This window comes from Hydrogenophaga pseudoflava, from assembly GCF_031020795.1.
GTDB lineage: Bacteria > Pseudomonadota > Gammaproteobacteria > Burkholderiales > Burkholderiaceae_C > Hydrogenophaga > Hydrogenophaga pseudoflava_A.
On record NZ_JAVHJP010000001.1, the window covers coordinates 912,315 to 928,382 of the forward strand.

General features: G+C 67.2%; 19 protein-coding genes. 15 read left to right on the plus strand and 4 right to left on the minus strand.

Annotation, left to right across the window (positions count from 1 at the left end; translation table 11 throughout):
• The first annotated feature begins 46 nt into the window (after nucleotides 1–46).
• The 7 genes from RCO38_RS04450 to fliR are packed head-to-tail and all read left to right on the plus strand — an operon-like array spanning nucleotide 47 to nucleotide 4,276.
• Nucleotides 47–640: a flagellar basal body-associated FliL family protein gene (locus RCO38_RS04450; RefSeq protein ID WP_308327079.1), complete on the plus strand. Its 594-nt coding sequence runs from the start codon at nucleotides 47–49 to the stop codon at nucleotides 638–640.
• A gap of 18 nt (nucleotides 641–658) precedes the next feature.
• Nucleotides 659–1,663 carry a flagellar motor switch protein FliM gene (fliM, locus tag RCO38_RS04455; protein ID WP_308327080.1) on the plus strand — a complete coding sequence of 335 codons (1,005 nt, stop codon included), beginning with the start codon at nucleotides 659–661 and terminating at the stop codon, nucleotides 1,661–1,663.
• Nucleotides 1,653–2,081 (plus strand): flagellar motor switch protein FliN, encoded by a 429-nt coding sequence (fliN, locus tag RCO38_RS04460; RefSeq protein ID WP_308327081.1) that lies wholly within the window; start codon nucleotides 1,653–1,655, stop codon nucleotides 2,079–2,081. Before fliM ends, fliN begins: the two co-directional genes overlap by 11 nt.
• Before the next feature lie 8 nt (nucleotides 2,082–2,089).
• Nucleotides 2,090–2,452 (plus strand): FliO/MopB family protein, encoded by a 363-nt coding sequence (locus RCO38_RS04465; protein ID WP_308327082.1) that lies wholly within the window; start codon nucleotides 2,090–2,092, stop codon nucleotides 2,450–2,452.
• Nucleotides 2,439–3,209 (plus strand): flagellar type III secretion system pore protein FliP, encoded by a 771-nt coding sequence (gene fliP, locus RCO38_RS04470; RefSeq protein WP_308327083.1) that lies wholly within the window; start codon nucleotides 2,439–2,441, stop codon nucleotides 3,207–3,209. The genes RCO38_RS04465 and fliP overlap by 14 nt, the downstream gene beginning before the upstream one ends.
• A 13-nt stretch (nucleotides 3,210–3,222) precedes the next feature.
• Nucleotides 3,223–3,492, plus strand: coding sequence for a flagellar biosynthesis protein FliQ (gene fliQ, locus RCO38_RS04475; RefSeq protein ID WP_066154898.1), 270 nt, complete (start codon nucleotides 3,223–3,225; stop codon nucleotides 3,490–3,492).
• A 16-nt stretch (nucleotides 3,493–3,508) separates the two neighbouring features.
• Complete coding sequence (gene fliR / locus RCO38_RS04480; RefSeq protein ID WP_308327084.1) at nucleotides 3,509–4,276, plus strand: flagellar biosynthetic protein FliR; 768 nt, start codon at nucleotides 3,509–3,511, stop codon at nucleotides 4,274–4,276.
• 9 nt (nucleotides 4,277–4,285) lie between these two features.
• Here the strand turns inward: fliR and RCO38_RS04485 are convergent, their stop codons facing one another.
• From RCO38_RS04485 to RCO38_RS04495, 3 genes are read right to left on the minus strand one after another with little or no spacing between them, the layout of a single operon-like run.
• Nucleotides 4,286–4,720, minus strand: coding sequence for a hypothetical protein (locus RCO38_RS04485; RefSeq protein WP_308327085.1), 435 nt, complete (start codon nucleotides 4,718–4,720; stop codon nucleotides 4,286–4,288).
• A gap of 32 nt (nucleotides 4,721–4,752) precedes the next feature.
• Nucleotides 4,753–5,382 carry a response regulator transcription factor gene (locus RCO38_RS04490; protein ID WP_308327086.1) on the minus strand — a complete coding sequence of 210 codons (630 nt, stop codon included), beginning with the start codon at nucleotides 5,380–5,382 and terminating at the stop codon, nucleotides 4,753–4,755.
• Complete coding sequence (locus RCO38_RS04495; RefSeq protein ID WP_308327087.1) at nucleotides 5,379–6,494, minus strand: hybrid sensor histidine kinase/response regulator; 1,116 nt, start codon at nucleotides 6,492–6,494, stop codon at nucleotides 5,379–5,381. The genes RCO38_RS04490 and RCO38_RS04495 overlap by 4 nt, the downstream gene beginning before the upstream one ends.
• A 142-nt stretch (nucleotides 6,495–6,636) precedes the next feature.
• Here RCO38_RS04495 and RCO38_RS04500 point away from each other — a divergent pair, with 142 nt between their 5' ends.
• The 8 genes from RCO38_RS04500 (at nucleotide 6,637) to RCO38_RS04535 (ending at nucleotide 15,236) form a co-directional block, all read left to right on the plus strand.
• Nucleotides 6,637–7,068: a hypothetical protein gene (locus RCO38_RS04500; RefSeq protein ID WP_308327088.1), complete on the plus strand. Its 432-nt coding sequence runs from the start codon at nucleotides 6,637–6,639 to the stop codon at nucleotides 7,066–7,068.
• A gap of 48 nt (nucleotides 7,069–7,116) precedes the next feature.
• Complete coding sequence (locus tag RCO38_RS04505) at nucleotides 7,117–7,479, plus strand: response regulator (protein WP_308327089.1); 363 nt, start codon at nucleotides 7,117–7,119, stop codon at nucleotides 7,477–7,479.
• 10 nt (nucleotides 7,480–7,489) lie between these two features.
• On the plus strand, nucleotides 7,490–9,619 hold the full coding sequence (locus RCO38_RS04510; RefSeq protein WP_308327090.1) for a chemotaxis protein CheA: 2,130 nt from the start codon (nucleotides 7,490–7,492) through the stop codon (nucleotides 9,617–9,619).
• 69 nt (nucleotides 9,620–9,688) lie between these two features.
• Complete coding sequence (locus RCO38_RS04515; protein WP_308327328.1) at nucleotides 9,689–10,528, plus strand: CheR family methyltransferase; 840 nt, start codon at nucleotides 9,689–9,691, stop codon at nucleotides 10,526–10,528.
• On the plus strand, nucleotides 10,515–11,279 hold the full coding sequence (cheD, locus tag RCO38_RS04520; protein ID WP_308327091.1) for a chemoreceptor glutamine deamidase CheD: 765 nt from the start codon (nucleotides 10,515–10,517) through the stop codon (nucleotides 11,277–11,279). Before RCO38_RS04515 ends, cheD begins: the two co-directional genes overlap by 14 nt.
• 12 nt (nucleotides 11,280–11,291) lie before the next feature.
• A complete protein-coding gene (locus tag RCO38_RS04525) occupies nucleotides 11,292–12,392 on the plus strand; it encodes a protein-glutamate methylesterase/protein-glutamine glutaminase (protein WP_308327092.1) in 1,101 nt (366 codons plus the stop codon).
• A gap of 52 nt (nucleotides 12,393–12,444) precedes the next feature.
• Complete coding sequence (locus RCO38_RS04530; RefSeq protein ID WP_308327093.1) at nucleotides 12,445–12,951, plus strand: hypothetical protein; 507 nt, start codon at nucleotides 12,445–12,447, stop codon at nucleotides 12,949–12,951.
• Nucleotides 12,948–15,236: an ATP-binding protein gene (locus RCO38_RS04535; RefSeq protein ID WP_308327094.1), complete on the plus strand. Its 2,289-nt coding sequence runs from the start codon at nucleotides 12,948–12,950 to the stop codon at nucleotides 15,234–15,236. The genes RCO38_RS04530 and RCO38_RS04535 overlap by 4 nt, the downstream gene beginning before the upstream one ends.
• A 103-nt stretch (nucleotides 15,237–15,339) precedes the next feature.
• On the opposite strand, the gene RCO38_RS04540 is transcribed toward RCO38_RS04535, so the two are convergent.
• The gene (locus RCO38_RS04540; RefSeq protein WP_308327095.1) at nucleotides 15,340–15,993 is read right to left on the minus strand and encodes a hypothetical protein; all 654 of its coding nucleotides are present in this window, start codon (nucleotides 15,991–15,993) and stop codon (nucleotides 15,340–15,342) included.
• Nucleotides 15,994–16,068: the final 75 nt, after the last annotated feature.

The window sequence follows — 16,068 nt, forward strand, 5'->3', positions numbered from 1 at the left end:
TCGGCGGGCACCGCCCCCCCGCGGGGCGCCCTTCCGGAGGATGTCCATGTCTGCTGCTGCTGCCCCCGCCAATGGCGATGCCCCAGCCAAACCCAAGAGCAAGAAACTGCTGTTCATCATCATCGGTGTGGTGGTGCTGGCGCTGGTCGGCGCGGGCGCTGCATTCTTCCTGCTGAAGAAGTCGCACAGCGAAGACGAGGAGGACGGCACCGAGGTCTCGGCCCAGGAAGAGGAACACGGCACGCCCCTGCGCGACCCCAAGACCCCGCCGACCTTCCTGCCGCTGGACAGCATGGTGGTCAACCTGGCCGATCCGGGCGGCAACCGCTTCGCCCAGCTGGGCATCACGCTGCAGCTGGCCGACGCCAAGACCGGCGAGGACATGAAGACCTACATGCCCAGCATCCGCAACGGGATCCTGATCCTGGTCTCGCAGCGCACCGCCGAACAGATGCTGCGCGCCGACGGCAAGGAAGCCCTGACGCAGGACATCATGGCCGAGATCTCCAACGTCATGGGCTACGACTACGAGCACCCGGACGCCGCACCCGAGCCCGCGCCCAAGGGCAAGAAGAAAAAGAAAAAGGCCGCTCCGAACCCCATCGAGGGCGTGCTCTTCTCCAGCTTCATCGTGCAGTGACCCAAGGGAGCTCACGCCATGGCCGATTCGTTTCTGTCCCAGGAAGAAGTCGATGCCCTTCTGGAAGGGGTCACCGGCGAGAGCCAGAAGCTTGAGAAGGACGACACGCCCTCCGACGGCGTCCGCGTCTACAACCTCTCCAGCCAGGAGCGCATCGTCCGGGGGCGCATGCCGACGATGGAGATCGTCAACGAGCGCTTCTCCCGAAACCTGCGCCTGGGGCTGTTCAACTTCATCCGCCGCAGCCCGGAAATCTCGGTCGGCGGCGTGCAGGTGCAGAAGTACAGCGCCTTCCTGCGCGAACTGGCCGTGCCCACCAATTTCAACATCATGGCCGTGCGTCCGCTGCGCGGCAATGGCCTGGTGGTGTGCGAGCCCAACCTGCTGTTCGGCGTGATCGACAGCCTCTACGGCGGCAACGGCAAGTTCCACACCCGCATCGAGGGGCGCGACTTCTCGCCCACCGAGCAGCGCGTGATCGACCGCCTGGTGGAAGTGGTGGCCGAGGAATACAAGAAGGCCTGGCGCGGCGTGTACCCGATCGAGCTGGCCTACCAGCGCTCGGAGATGCAACCCCAGTTCGCCACCATCGCCACCCCCAGCGAGATCGTGGTCTCCACCAGCTTCACGCTGGAGATCGGCGACATCACCGGTTCGCTGCACATCTGCATTCCCTACGCCACGCTGGAGCCGATCCGCGACGTGCTGTATTCGAGCGTGCAGGGCGATGCCATCGAGGTCGACCGCCGCTGGGTCAAGCTGCTGGGCCAGGAGATCCAGGCAGCCGAGGTCACCATGGTGGCCGAACTGGCCCAGACCGACGCCACCGTCGAGCAACTGCTGGCGATGCAGGTCGGCGACTTCATCGAACTGGACCGCAACCCCGCCATCAAGGCCCACGTCGACGGTGTGCCGCTGTTCGAGTGCCAGTACGGCACACACAAAGGCAAGTACGCGCTGCGCATCGACCGCAAGCTCAGCAGCTCCGACAAGACCTGGCAAGGAGATCCCTATGTCAACTGAGACCCCCGACACCATGAACGATTCCGTTGCCGACGACTGGGCCCAGGCCCTCGAAGAACAGGCCGTCGCCAGCGCCGGCCACAGCGCCCCCGACAGCGCCCCGGCGTTCGACGACCACCGCACCGCGCCCGCCACCAACAGCGGCAACGTGATGCAGGACATCCAGATGGTGCTGGACATTCCGGTGCAGCTGACGGTGGAACTCGGCCGGGTGAAGGTGCCGATCAAATACATCCTGCAGCTGGCACAGGGCTCCATCGTCGAACTCGATGCGCTGGCCGGCGAACCCATGGACGTGCTGGTCAACGGCTACCTCATCGCCCAGGGCGAGGTGGTGGTGGTGAACGACAAGTTCGGCATCCGCCTGACCGACATCGTCACGCCGTCCGAGCGCATGCGCCGTCTCTCCAAGGGTTGAAGGCCGCCATGCTCCAGAACGCCGCCCCGGCCATCGTGCTGCTCATCGTCATGGTGGGCATCGCCTGGCTGCTGCAACGCTACCGCCGCCATTTGCCCGGCGCCGCGCACCGCGCCGGCCCGATCCTGCAGGTGCTCGGAGGTGTCGCGCTCGGCCCGCAGCAGCGCGTGGTCACGCTGCAGGTCGGCCAGGGCGAGCAGGCCATCTGCCTGGTGCTCGGCGTCTCGCCGGGCAGCGTCACCGCGCTGCACCAGATGCCCCTGCCGCCCGAAGCGCCTCCCGCCACCGCCAGGCCGGGCGATGCGCCCGCTCCCGCCGGCTTCGCCGCGCGGCTGGCCCTGTTCCGCAAGGACGGTGATGCGAACCGCTGAACCCCTCCACCGCGCCCGCCTGCTCGGCCTGGCGCTCCTGCTGCTGGCCGCCGCCGCACCCGCCTGGGCGCAGCAGACCGGCAACGCCGCCCTGCCCATCGTGGTGGGCCAGGGCGCGGGCGGCACCAGCTACTCGGTGCCGATCCAGACCCTGCTGTTCTTCACCGCGCTGAGCTTCCTGCCCGCGGTGCTGCTGCTGATGACGGGCTTCACCCGCATCGTCATCGTGCTGTCTCTGCTGCGCCAGGCCCTGGGCACGCAGTCCGCGCCGCCCAACCAGGTGATCATCGGCCTCTCGCTGTTCCTCACCCTGTTCGTCATGGGGCCGACGCTGGACAAGGTCTACAACGAGGCCTACCAGCCCTACACCAGCAACCAGATCCCGTTCGACCAGGCGCTGGACCGCGCGCAGGGCCCGATGCGCGAGTTCATGCTCAAGCAGACCCGGCAGAGCGACTTCGAACTGTTCGCCCGCCTGGCCAAGCTGCCCGAGGACGTGAAGGCCGAGACCGCGCCCTTCCGCGTCATCGTGCCGGCCTTCGTCACCAGCGAACTCAAGACCGCGTTCCAGATCGGCTTCATGATCTTCATCCCCTTCCTGGTGATCGACATGGTGGTCGCCAGCGTGCTGATGTCGCTGGGGATGATGATGCTCTCGCCGGTGCTGGTCGCCCTGCCCTTCAAGCTCATGCTGTTCGTGCTGGCCGACGGCTGGAACCTGCTGCTCGGTTCGCTGGCCGCCTCGTTCGCCACGTAGTCAAGGAAACCCCATGGACCCCCAAGCCGCCCTCACGATGGGCCAGAACGCCCTCTTCATGGTGCTCATGGTGGCCGCGCCGGTGCTGGCCGTGGTGCTCGGCGTGGGCCTGCTGGTCAGCCTGTTCCAGGCCATCACCCAGATCCACGAAGCCACCCTCTCCTTCGTGCCCAAGCTGATCGCCGCCATCGCCGTGTTCGCGATCGCCGGCCCGTGGATGATGACCACCCTGGTCGAGTTCATCCGCAACACCATCCTGGCCATTCCCAACCACGCGATCTGAACGCTCGCGCGGCGCCATGTTCTCGTTCACTGAAGCGGACATCATGTCGCTGGTGGCGCCGGTGTTCTGGCCCTTCCTGCGCATCCTCGCCGTGTTCTCCAGCGCGCCCATCTTCTCGGCGCGCTCGGTGCCCATGCGCGCCCGCGTCGCACTGGCCATGCTGGTGGCCATCTGCGCCCAGGCCGCGCTGGCCGACCAGCCCGTGGTCGGCCTGACCGACCCGCGGGCCATGGGCGTGGTGGTGCAGCAGGTGGTGATCGGTCTGGCCATCGGCCTGGCGGTGCGCATCGTGTTCGCGGCGGTGGAACTGGCGGGCGAAATCATCGGCCTGCAGATGGGCCTGAACTTCGCCGGCTTCTTCGACCCCACCACCAACCAGCAGACCAGCGCCGTCGGCCGCTTCTACGGCAACAGCACCATGCTGCTGTTCGTGGTGCTCAACGGCCACCTCATGGTGCTGCAGGCCGTGGTGGCCAGCTTCGAGACCTTCCCGGTGGGCACCGGCGCGTTCGAAGCCATCGAACGCATGCGCTTGCACGAGCTGGGCTCGGTCGTCTTCCGCTACGGCCTGTGGATCGCGCTGCCCATGGTCGGCATGCTGCTGTTCGTCAACATCGTGCTGGGCTTCATCTCGCGTGTGGCGCCGCAGATGAACGCCTTCGCCATCGGCTTCCCGCTCACCCTCACCACCGGTCTGCTGGGCATCGCCGTCACCCTGCCCATGCTCGAAGGCCCGGTGGTGGCGCTGATGAAACTCGCCACCGGCATGTTCACCGGAAACTGAGCCCGCGGCTCACTCCCAGCGCAGGTCGCGCAGCTTCCAGTCCGACCCGTCCAGCGCCCACTGCAGCTGCACCGAATAGGGCGAAGCCCGCTCGGGGATCAGGCCCTGCGCCCCGGTGAACAGCACCTGCGCCTCGGTGATGCCGATGCTCGAACCCGGCGGGTCGATGCGGCTGTTGCGCGTGACCGCGATCACCTTCACGTTGGCATAGCGCAGGAACATCAGCGCCATGGTCTTGCGCGCCCACTCGGCGTCGTACTCGTCCTGCGCTCTGAACCGCGCATCCAGCATCCCCAGCACGGCTTTGCTGTCCTTGGCTTCGAGATGATCCTGCAACTGCTGCACCGCGATTTCCAGCGCGGTCTGCGGATCGGGTTTGCTGCAAGCGGTGAGCAGCCCCGCGGCGGTGACGAGCAGGGTGAGAGAGGCGGTGCGGCGGAGCATGGGTGGGGTTGAACAGGGTGCTTCGTGCCGATTCACACCAAACTGTTCCGAATCGCATACACCGTCAGCTCCGCGTTGTTCGACAGGTGCAGCTTCTCCAGCACCCGCGCGCGGTAGACGCTCACTGTCTTGGGGCTGAGCATGAGTTCGTCGGCGATCTCGGAGAGCTTCTTGCCCGAGGCGATCTTCTGCAGGGTCTGCAGCTCGCGTTCGGACAGGCTGGCGTGCAACTCCTCGGTCTCTGGCGCGTTCAGGTTGTCCACCAGCATCTGTGCCACATCGGGCGTGACGTACTTGCGGCCCTGGTGCACGGTGCGGATGGCGGCGATCATCTCGCCCGGCTCGCCCGCCTTGTTCAGGTAACCGCGTGCCCCGGCGCGCAGGCAGCGGATGGCGTACTGGTCTTCCGGGTACATGGAGACCACCAGGGTCTTGACGGGAGAGCCCTCCTCGCGCAGCGCGGCCAGCACCTCCAGCCCGCCGCGGCCGGGCATGTTGAGGTCCAGCACCAGCACGTCGCAGGGCGTCTTGCGCATCTGCTCGCGCAGCTCGGGGTAGCTGCCGGCCTCGCCGACGACCTGGATGTCGACCGCTTCCGAAATCGTGTCGCGGATGCCGCGACGGACGACCGCGTGGTCGTCGCACAAGATGACCTTGATCATTGTTCTTCGTCCCTGTGGTGGTGGTTCCCGTCCTCGCCATCGAGCGGCACCGAGAGGATCACGGACGTGCCCCGCGGTGAACTGCTGATGTCGAGCCAGCCGCCGACCTTGGCGGCGCGTTCCTTGAGCCCGAGCAGACCAAAGGACTTGGCCTTGCGCAGTGCCTCGGCGCTCAGGCCCTGCCCGTTGTCGCTGACTTCGAGCGTGAGCACGCCTTCGCGGTCGCTCAGGTCGATGTCGACGGCCGTGGCCCGGGCGTGTTTGGCGACGTTGGTCAGCGCCTCCTGCGCGGTGCGGTAGGCCACCAGCTGCACGGCGCGCGGCACGTCGATGTGCTCGGACGAACGGCGCACGGTGACACGGGTGCCGTTGCGTTTCTCGAAGCCGGAGGCCATCCACAGCACCGCGGCCACCAGACCCTGGTCGAGGATGGGCGGGCGCAGGTTCATCATGATGCGCTGGCTGGCGCCCAGGGCGTGCTGCAGCATCTCCAGCGCGGTGTCCATGTGCTGGCGCACCTCGGGGTCGAGCGCCGGGCGGCGGGCGATCCAGGCCAGGTCGAGCTTGACGGCGGCCAGCGAACCTCCGATGTCGTCGTGGATTTCGCGGGCGATGTCGGCGCGTTCCTGCTCGATGCTGGTCTGAAGGTGCTCGGCCAGTTCGGCCAGGCGGCGCTGCGAATCCGCCAGTTCGGCGTCGGCCCGTGCCTTGGCGCGCCGGGTCTCGGACACCTCGATGGCGCGCTGGATGACGTGCGCCACCCGGGTCATGCTGTCCTTGAGCAGGTAGTCGCTGACGCCGCGGTGCATGGCCTCGACGGCGGCGGCCTCGCCGATGGCGCCCGAGAGGATGACGAACGGCAGGTCCAGCCCGATCTCCCGCAGCCGCTCCCAGGCGTCCAGCCCGGAGAAGCCGGGCAGGTGGTAGTCGGCCAGCACGATGTCGTAGCGGTTCTCGCGCAGCTCCCGCTCGAAGTCGTCCAGGGTGTCGACCAGCTGGATGTCGTGGCTCAGGCCGCTTTTCTGCAGCGCGAACTTGACCAGGGCGTGGTCGACGCGGGAGTCCTCGAGGTGGAGGATGCGGACCGGACGGGATTCGGTGGTATCGGGCATGCCGCTCGCAGTGGTCGAAATGGCGCTGAATTCGGGCCGTTTTCTGCCGATACAGCCAGTCACAGTTCCCGAAAATTGTACTGCCCCGACCCCCTGGAGCGGCCTCGAGAACAACCCGCAGCCCGACCAAAAGGACCCGCCGATGACGCCCCAGCCCTCGCCATCCGTCAATCTGCCAGTGAACCTGGTCGCCGACCTTCAGGACTCCCTGCTCATGGCGATGACCGACCTCAAGCGCCTGGAAGGCTTGCTGGACCACGCCACCGGCAATCTGATGGAGCGGTTTTCCACCGCCAACCACGCCCTGGCGCACCTGGCCGGCAACGAGAACGACGACCTGCTGAACATCCGCCGCAGCCTGCACCAGGCCGTGACGGAGTTGCAGTTCCACGACATGGCCACGCAGCTGATCGTGCACACCGGCAAGGTGCTGCAGGGCTGTGCCTGGAAGCTGGCCGAAGAGGCCATGGAGCCGGAGGAGGACGAGCTGCCGGTCTGCATCGATCCCACCCCCGACCGCCCCAGCCCGGTGACCCAGAACGAGATGGACGCCGGGTCCATCGAGCTGTTCTAAAGACACCCCCCTGTTTGCCGATATCCGAACGAACCACGGAGAACCCTCATGCAATCCATTCTTGCCGTCGACGACTCGGCATCCATGCGAAAGATGGTGTCTTTCACCCTCACCGGCGCCGGCTTTCATGTCGTGGAGGCGGTCGATGGACAGGATGCGCTGGAAAAGGCGCAGACCCACCACATCGATCTGGTGCTGACCGACCAGAACATGCCCCGCCTGGACGGCCTGGGCCTGACCAAGAAACTGCGCGAGAGCGCCAAGTTCAAGGCCACGCCGATCCTGATTCTGACCACCGAGTCCAGCGACCAGATGAAGCAGGCCGGCCGCGCCGCAGGCGCCACCGGCTGGCTGGTCAAACCGTTCGATCCGGGCCGCCTGATCGAGGTGATCCAGAAAGTGATCCGCTGAGGAGCGCCCCATGGCTGAATCAATGCATGAAAGCTCGTCGGCCGGTGGCAACATCGATCTGAGCCAGTTCTATCAGATCTTCTTCGAGGAAGCCGGCGAAAACCTGGAGCAGATGGAGCAGATGCTGCTCGCGCTGGACCTGGAACATGCCGACGACGAGGAACTCAACGCGATCTTCCGCTGCGCCCACTCCATCAAGGGTGGTGCCGCCACCTTCGGCTTCGCAGACGTGGCCGAACTGACGCACCAGATGGAGTCGCTGCTGGACAAGCTGCGCCGCCACGAACTGCAGCCCACGCCGCCCATGGTGGACGTGCTGCTGGAATCGTCGGACGCCCTCAAGCTGCTGCTCGCCCGCCACCAGGGCCAGGGTGTCGAGCCGCCGCCCACGGGCGAGCTGGTGGCGCGCATCAGCGCCCTGGCCCATGGCACCGCCGTGGCGCCCACCCCCGTTGCCGCCCCGGCGACCGCGGCGCCGGCACCCGTGGCGGCCCCTGCCTCCGCCCCGGCCCCTGCGGTGGTCCTGGCCGATGGCGAGCGCCGGCTGAGCATCCGCATCGGGCCGCTGGAGCAGCTGAGCCAGGCCGACGGCATCGCTGAACTGTTCCGCGACATCGCCGGCCTCGGGCGCATCGAATCCACCCGCGACGAGGACGGGTTCCGCTCCTTCGAGGTGTTCACCCGTTCCAGCGACAGCGACCTGCTGGACCTGTTCACCTTCCATGTGAGCAAGGAGCAGATCCAGATCACCGACGCCGCAGCCGCCGCGCCGGCCCCTGCCCGCGCGCCGATGGCCGGCGAGGGCAAGGACTTCGGCTTCTTCGACGACGCCCCGGGCACGCCCGCGGCCCCCTCGGCGGTCGCTCCGGTCATGCCGGCGGCGGAAGCCGCTGCGATGGCTCCGGCCGCGCCGGTGGCGGCGGCCAAGCCGGTGCCCCGCGCCGAGCCCGCCCGCGCCCCGGCCACCGGTGGCCTGGAGTCGAGCACGCTGCGCGTCTCGGTCAGCAAGGTCGACCAGCTGATCAACCTGGTGGGTGAACTCGTGATCACCCAGGCCATGCTGGCGCAGAAGAGCCGCGAGCTCGACAGCGCCGCCAACCAGCAGCTGCTGGCCGGCCTGGTCGACCTGGACCGCAACACCCGCGATCTGCAGGAAGCGGTGATGTCGATCCGCATGATCCCGATGTCGGTGGTGTTCAACCGCTTCCCGCGCATGCTGCGCGACCTGGCCGCCAAGCTGGGCAAGAAGGTGGAGCTGATCACCCACGGTGAAGCGACCGAACTCGACAAGGGTCTGATCGAGAAGATCACCGACCCGCTGACGCACCTGATCCGCAACAGCTGCGACCATGGACTGGAACTGCCCGAGGAGCGCATCGCCAGGGGCAAGACCGAACACGGCACCATCACGCTCTCGGCCTCGCACCAGGGCGGCAGCATCCTGATCGAGGTGCGCGACGACGGCAAGGGCCTGTCGCGCACCAAGCTGCTCGCCAAGGCGCGCGAAAAGGGCATCGACGCGCCCGATTCGATGAGCGACCCCGAGGTCTGGAACCTGATCATGGCGCCGGGCTTCTCCACCGCCGAGGTGGTGACCGATGTCTCCGGCCGCGGCGTCGGCATGGACGTGGTCAAGAAAAACATCGCCTCGCTGGGCGGCACGGTGGAAATCGACTCCGCCGAGGGCTACGGCATGAGCGTCAAGGTGCGCCTGCCGCTGACGCTGGCCATCATGGATGGCATGAGCGTGCGCGTCAGCGACGAGGTCTACATCCTGCCGCTGTCCTCGGTGATCGAGTCCTTCCAGATCAACCCCGGCGACATCAACACCGTGGCGCAGGGTGCGCAGCTGGTGAAGGTGCGCGACGAGTACATGCCGGTGATCGAACTGGAAAAGGTGTTCGACGTGCCGCGCTTCGAGTTCCACGGCGGCAGCCCGATCATGGTCGTGGTGGAAGCCGAGGGTTCGCGCGTGGCCCTGATGGTGGACGAGCTGCTGGGACAGCAGCAGGTGGTGATCAAGAACCTGGAGTCCAACTACCGGCGGGTGCCCAACGTCTCGGGCGCCACCATCCTGGGCGACGGCAAGGTCGCCCTGATCCTGGACACCTCGGGCCTGGTGCGCCGCTCGCGCCACTGAACAGGCCGGCCCCAAGGACAGCCGATGCTGCAGCAGACACGCACCTCCTCCCGTCCTCCGGCGTCCGGCATGGACCTGCCGGTGTTCGAAGACGGCCCGCTGGCCCAGGGGCGCGAGTTCGTCTGGTCCGACGCCGACTTCTCGCGCATCAAGGGGCTGATCTACAAGAAGGCCGGCATCAGCCTGCACGACGGCAAGCACGCCATGGTCTACAGCCGCATCTCGCGCCGCCTGCGCGAGACCGGCCACACCAGCTTCAAGACGTACCTGGATGCGCTGGAGCAGCACGACGGCCCGGAGTGGCAGGAGTTCATCAACGCGCTGACCACCAACCTGACCGCCTTCTTCCGCGAGCAGCACCACTTCGGCGTGCTGCAGGAGCTGCTGGCCGCCCGGCGTTCGCACAACTGGAAGATCTGGTGCTCGGCCGCTTCCACCGGCGAGGAGCCGTATTCGATCGCCATGACGGCGGCCGAAACCCTGGGCCCCTCGGGCAGCTTCCACGTCGTCAACAGCGACATCGACACCAAGGTGCTGGCCACCGCGGCGCGCGGCGTCTACAAGGCCGACGGCGTCAAAGGTCTGAGCCCCGAGCGCCTGCAGCGCCATTTCATGCGCGGCAAAGGGGCCAACGCCGGCCTGATGCGGGTCAAGCCCGAACTCCAGAAGCACATGGAGTTCATGACCGTCAACCTGATCCACGAGCTGCCGTTCCGCGAGCCGTTCGACATCGTGTTCTGCCGCAACGTGATGATCTATTTCGATGCGGCCACGCAGCGCCAGGTGCTGGAGCGCATCCACCGCGTGATGAAGCCCGGCGGCATGCTGTTCGTCGGCCACGCCGAGAACTTCAGCGATGCGCGCAGCCTGTTCACGCTGAGGGGAAAGACCGTCTATGAAAGGCTTTGAAAGCCCCCCTGCGGCGCTTCGCGCCATCCCCCCCGGGGGACAACACCAGCGGCCCGGCGAAGCCGGTTCCGCGGTGTTTCTGGCCACGGGCAGCTCTGGCCAGCGGCCAGGCTTTTCGCCAGCCGTCACACTGTCCAGGCCCACGCTGGACACCCTCAAGGCCCGGACGCCGAAGCCGGGCGAGGCCTCGTTCTTCTACCGCGACCACCACTTCAACGTCGACACCGTCAAGGTCCTGCCGGGCGAGTACTACGTGACCACCGACGACATGATGATCATGACGGTGCTGGGCTCGTGCATCGCCGCCTGCATCTGGGACCCCAAGGTGCGCGTGGGGGGCATGAACCACTTCATGCTGCCCGAAGGCGCGGGCGACACCTCGGGCCGCTACGGCTCCTACGCGATGGAACTGCTGATCAACGAGATGATCAAGCTCGGCGCCCGGCGCGAGAGCATGCAGGCCAAGGTGTTCGGCGGTGGCCAGGTGATGCACAGCTTCACCACCATGAACGTGGGCGAACGCAACACCGCCTTCGTGCTCGATTACCTGCAGACCGAACGCATCGCCGTCATCTCCAAGGACGTGCTGGACATCCATCCGCGCAAGGTCTGCTACTTCCCGGCGACGGGCAAGGCCATGGTCAAGCGCCTGGCCCACTCGCACCCGGAGACGCTGGAAACGCAGGAACGCAAGGGCAACGCCGCGGTGGTCGCCAAGTCCACGGCCGGTGGCTCGGTCGACCTGTTCTGAGGGGAATCGACAATGGCCAGGATCCGTGTGGTGGTGGTGGACGACTCGGCGCTGGTGCGCAGCCTGCTGACCGAAATCATCAACCGCCAGCCCGACATGCAGTGCGTGGGTGCGGCCAGCGACCCGCTGGTGGCACGCGAGATGATCCGCGAGCTCAACCCCGACGTGATCACACTGGACGTCGAGATGCCGCGCATGGACGGACTCGAATTCCTCTCGCGCCTGATGCGCCTGCGCCCGATGCCGGTGGTGATGGTGTCCACCCTGACCGAACAGGGCGCCGACATCACGCTGCGCGCGCTGGAGATGGGCGCAGTCGACTACGTGGCCAAGCCCCGCATCGGCATCACCAGCGGCCTCAACGAACTGGCCGGCGACATCGTGGACAAGATCCGCATCGCCGCGGCCGCGCACGTGCGGCGCCTGGGCCCGGCGCCCGCCGCGGCCGGCGCCAGCACCCAGGCAGCCCCGGCCGCCACCGAAGCGCCCCGGGCGCCGCTGCCGCGCCTGGCCACCACCGAAAAAATCATCTGCATCGGCGCCTCCACCGGCGGCACCGAGGCTATTCGCGAGGTGCTCACGCCCCTGCCTGCGGATTCACCCGCGATCGTGATCACCCAGCACATGCCGCCGGGCTTCACCACCAGCTTCGCGGCGCGGCTCGATTCGCTGTGCAAGATCCGTGTGTCCGAGGCCCGCGACGGCCAGCGCATCCTGCCCGGACACGCCTATATCGCCCCCGGCGGTCACCACCTGCGCATCGACCGCAGCGGCTCGAACTACGTGGCCGTGGTGGAGGACACCGAGCCGGTGAACCGTCACCGCCCGTCGGTGGAAGTCCTGTTCAAGTCGGCCGCGCGCGTGCTCGGGCCCAACGCGCTGGGCATCATGCTCACAGGCATGGGCGCCGACGGCGCCCTGGCCATGCGCGAGATGAAGGACGCCGGCAGCTACAACTACGTGCAGGACGAGGCCAGCTGCGTGGTCTTTGGCATGCCGCGCATGGCCATCCAGGCCGGCGCGGCCCACGAGGTCCTGCCCCTCAAGCAGATCGCCCCGGCCCTGCTCACCCGCCTGGCCAGCAACCCGGCCTTGGTGCGCCACCGCATCTGAGCACCAACGTTCCACCACACAACCACCCTACATCGAACCACGGAGTCTCCCCATGAAAACCCGCCGCCTGTTCACCCTGAGCACCCTGCTGGGCGCACTGACCCTCTCCAGCGCCGCCCTGGCACTCGACGCGCCCAAGGAGCGCCCCATCCTCGCGGTCAGCGGCAAGATCGCCGAGAAAAACGCGGGAGAGGTGGCGCGCTTCGACATGAAGATGATCGAGGCCCTGCCGCAGCACACGTTCACCACCAGCACGCCCTGGTTCGACAAACCGGTGAAGTTCACCGGCCCGCTGCTGGCGGACGTGCTGGCCGCCGTCAAGGCCAGCGGCACCAACGTCAGCGCCGTGGCGATCAACGACTACAAGATCACCATTCCCGCGGCGGACGCCAGCAAGTTCAAGGTGATCGTCGCCCGGCTGATCGACGACAAGCCGATCCCGGTGCGCGAGAAAGGCCCGCTGTTCGTGGTCTATCCGTTCGACAGCGCCGCCGAGCTGCGCACCTCGACCTACTACGAGCGCTCCATCTGGCAACTCAAGGCACTGGACATCCAATGACATTCGCGTTGCCGAATCTGGCCCATTGGCAAGGTCGGCAATGGGCCATTGCCATTTCATTGCTGCTGGCCCTGACCCTGACGCCACTGGGCTGGATACAGTGGCGCCAATACCGGATGCTCGACGACGTGTCGACCAATCAGGTCGACTCCATCATGTGGCAGGCCTACCAGCTCGAACGCGAGATGGGCCGGCTCGAACACTCGATCATGGAGGCCCTCAAGTCCCCCGAAAAGGCCGACGGCTACGCGCTGCTTGAACGTTACGAGGTCTATCTCAGCCGCATCGACCTGCTGACCAAGATTCCGCGACGTGACCTGCTCGAAGCCTCTTTCGAGTACACCGCGACCATGGCCAAGGTCAAGACGTTCAACACCCTGGCCGATCCGCTGTTCGCCGATCCTGTGGCGCTGGCCGCCAGCCCGGAGAAGCTGGCGCTGCTGGACCAGGCCATGGAAGACCTCAAGCCGCTGCTGGGCGAGCTCACGCGCGAGGCCAACCGCGCCGTGTCCCGCTTCGTGGACGAGCGCAACGACCAGCTGCACCAGCAGGGCATGCTGGTGATCGGCCTCGCGGCCGCCCAGATCGTGGTGATGCTCATCTTCGTGGGCCTGCTGGTGCAGCACATCCGCAAACAGCAGCGCCAGTACGCCAAGCTGCAGAAGCTCAGCCAGGAGCTGGAGGTGGCGCGCGACCAGGCCGAGGCCGCCAACCATGGCAAGAGCATCTTCCTGGCCAACATGAGCCACGAGATCCGCACCCCGTTCCAGGGTCTGCTGGGCATGCTCAACCTGCTGGACAACGCCTCGCTATCCAGCCAGCAGCGCGACTACCTGGGCACCGCGCGCGATTCCGCCCTGCACCTGCTGGGCGTGCTCAACGACATCCTGGACGTCTCGACCATGGAGTCGGGCACGCTCAAGCTCTCGGTGGCGCCGATCCACCTGCCCAGCCTGGTCCACGAAGTCGACGGTCTGATGCAGGTGGCCGCCCGCGACAAGGGTCTGGAACTGAACATCTACGCCGCCGCCGACCTGCCCGGCTGGGTGGAGGCCGACGCCACGCGCCTGCGCCAGATCATGTTCAACCTGATCAACAACGCCATCAAGTTCACCAGCGAAGGCAGCGTGATCGCCGAACTGACCCGGGCGCCCGCAGGCAAGACCGGTGTGCTGTTCACCGTGCGCGACACCGGCATGGGCATGGACGAAGAGACGGTCAGCCGCCTGTTCACCCGCTTCTACCAGGCCGACAACTCGCTGCGCCGGCGCATCGGCGGCACCGGCCTGGGTCTGGAGATCTCGCGCAACCTGGCCCGCATGATGGGCGGCGACATCGAGGTCAGCAGCCGGCTGGGTGTGGGCTCGGTGTTCACCGTGCATTTGGACCTGCCGGCAACCAAGGCCCCGGTGGAGGAAGGGCCGATCTCGGTGATCGGCAGCATCCAGCGCAAGCTCAAGGTGCTGGTGGCCGAAGACCACCCGATCAACCTCAAGTACATGAACATCCTGCTGGAGAAGATGGGCCACGAGGCCACCTTCTGCGAGAACGGCCAGGAGGCACTGCAACTGCTCGCCCGCGAACCTTTCGACGTCGTGCTGCTGGACTACCACATGCCGGTGCTCGACGGCATGGCCACCACCGAGGCGATCCGCCGGCTCGACGGACCGGTGTCGGAGATCAAGGTCATCCTGGTGACCGCCGACGTGGTCAACGACACGCGCAAGCGGGCGCTGGAAGTGGGTGTGAGCGAGTTCACCAGCAAGCCGCTGCAGGCCGAGGACCTGAAACGGGCGCTGCGCCGCTGTGGCCTGCTGGACGACCCCGGCCTGACGGTGGAAGAGCTGGACCCCTCCGCGCTGCGGCCGTCCAGCCCCTTCCCGCTGTCGGCCTACGAGATGCCGGTGCGCCTGCCCGACCTGAGCCATGCGGCGGTGGGGCTGGTGGACACCGAGAGCTACCGCGAGATCCAGGAGATGATGCCGGAGGAATCGCTGGCGGAACTGCTCAAGACCCTGTTCGAACCGCCCGAGGGCACGGTGCACGAGCTGGCCCAGGCCCTGCTCGATGGCGACCGCCCGTCCATCGGCTACAACGCCCACAAGCTCAAGGGCTCGGCGATGCTGATGGGCTTCCGCGCCCTGGTGAAGACCTCGGCCCAGATCGAGCACATCGCCACCCAGACCGACGACCCGGTGCCGGCCGTGCTGGGCCAGCAGTTGCTGCGCGAAGCGGACCTCACCCACAAGGCCCTGCAGGATTTCGAGCTGAGGCAGGTGGCCTGATCCCTCTCCTTTAATAGCCGCAAAGGGCAACAAAAAAGCAGGTCACCGACCTGCTTTTTTTCTTTGCGGGTCGCTGCGGACCCGACCCGCAGCCGGCCAGCGCTCAGACCCGCCGGCTGAGCAGGCTGCCAGCTTCCAGCGGTGGCCAGGTGCTGGCGCCCTGCTCGGTGTAGGCCACCGGCTCCTGCTCCCGGCGCAGGGCCGCAGGGACTGGTTCGACGCCCGGCAGATCCACCTGGGCGTCGTTGGCGACAGGCCCCTGGCCCGGGATGGCCACGTCCTTGACCCCGCTGGCGGCGGCCGCATCGGCGGCGGCCGGCTCCTGCTCACCGCGACCCAGCACCACATCGACCACGGCGGCGCTGGCCTTCCAGACGGTGGCCAGCACGTCCTGCAGCTGACGCTTCTGCTCGGCCTGCTCGCGGGCCTTCTGGTCTTCTTCCTGGCGCTGTTCGGCGCGCAGTTTGGCATCGGCGAGGTAGTCGGCGGGCGACGCGCGTTCGCCGTCCTTTCGCCCATTGCCAGGCAGGATGGGCGCGTGTTGGGCGGCCGGCGCGCCGGCGGCAGGCTCCTGCCCGGCGCGTCCCGAAAGGGAAGCACCACTGCGCGCGCCCTGCTCGCCGCGGCCCGAGTCGGCCTGCGGGTCGCGGGCGGAGGGCTGCGCCGCCCCGACCGAAGACGCGGCAGGCACCGGCGCCACGGCCACCAGCGGTGCGCTCGGCCAGCTCACCGGCTGGCTGGTACTGATGTTCAACATGGAAAACCCCTTTTCAACGGGTCAGCGGCCTTACTTTTCCGCTGGTCCTCCGGGTTTTCGACCGCCTAAACCGGA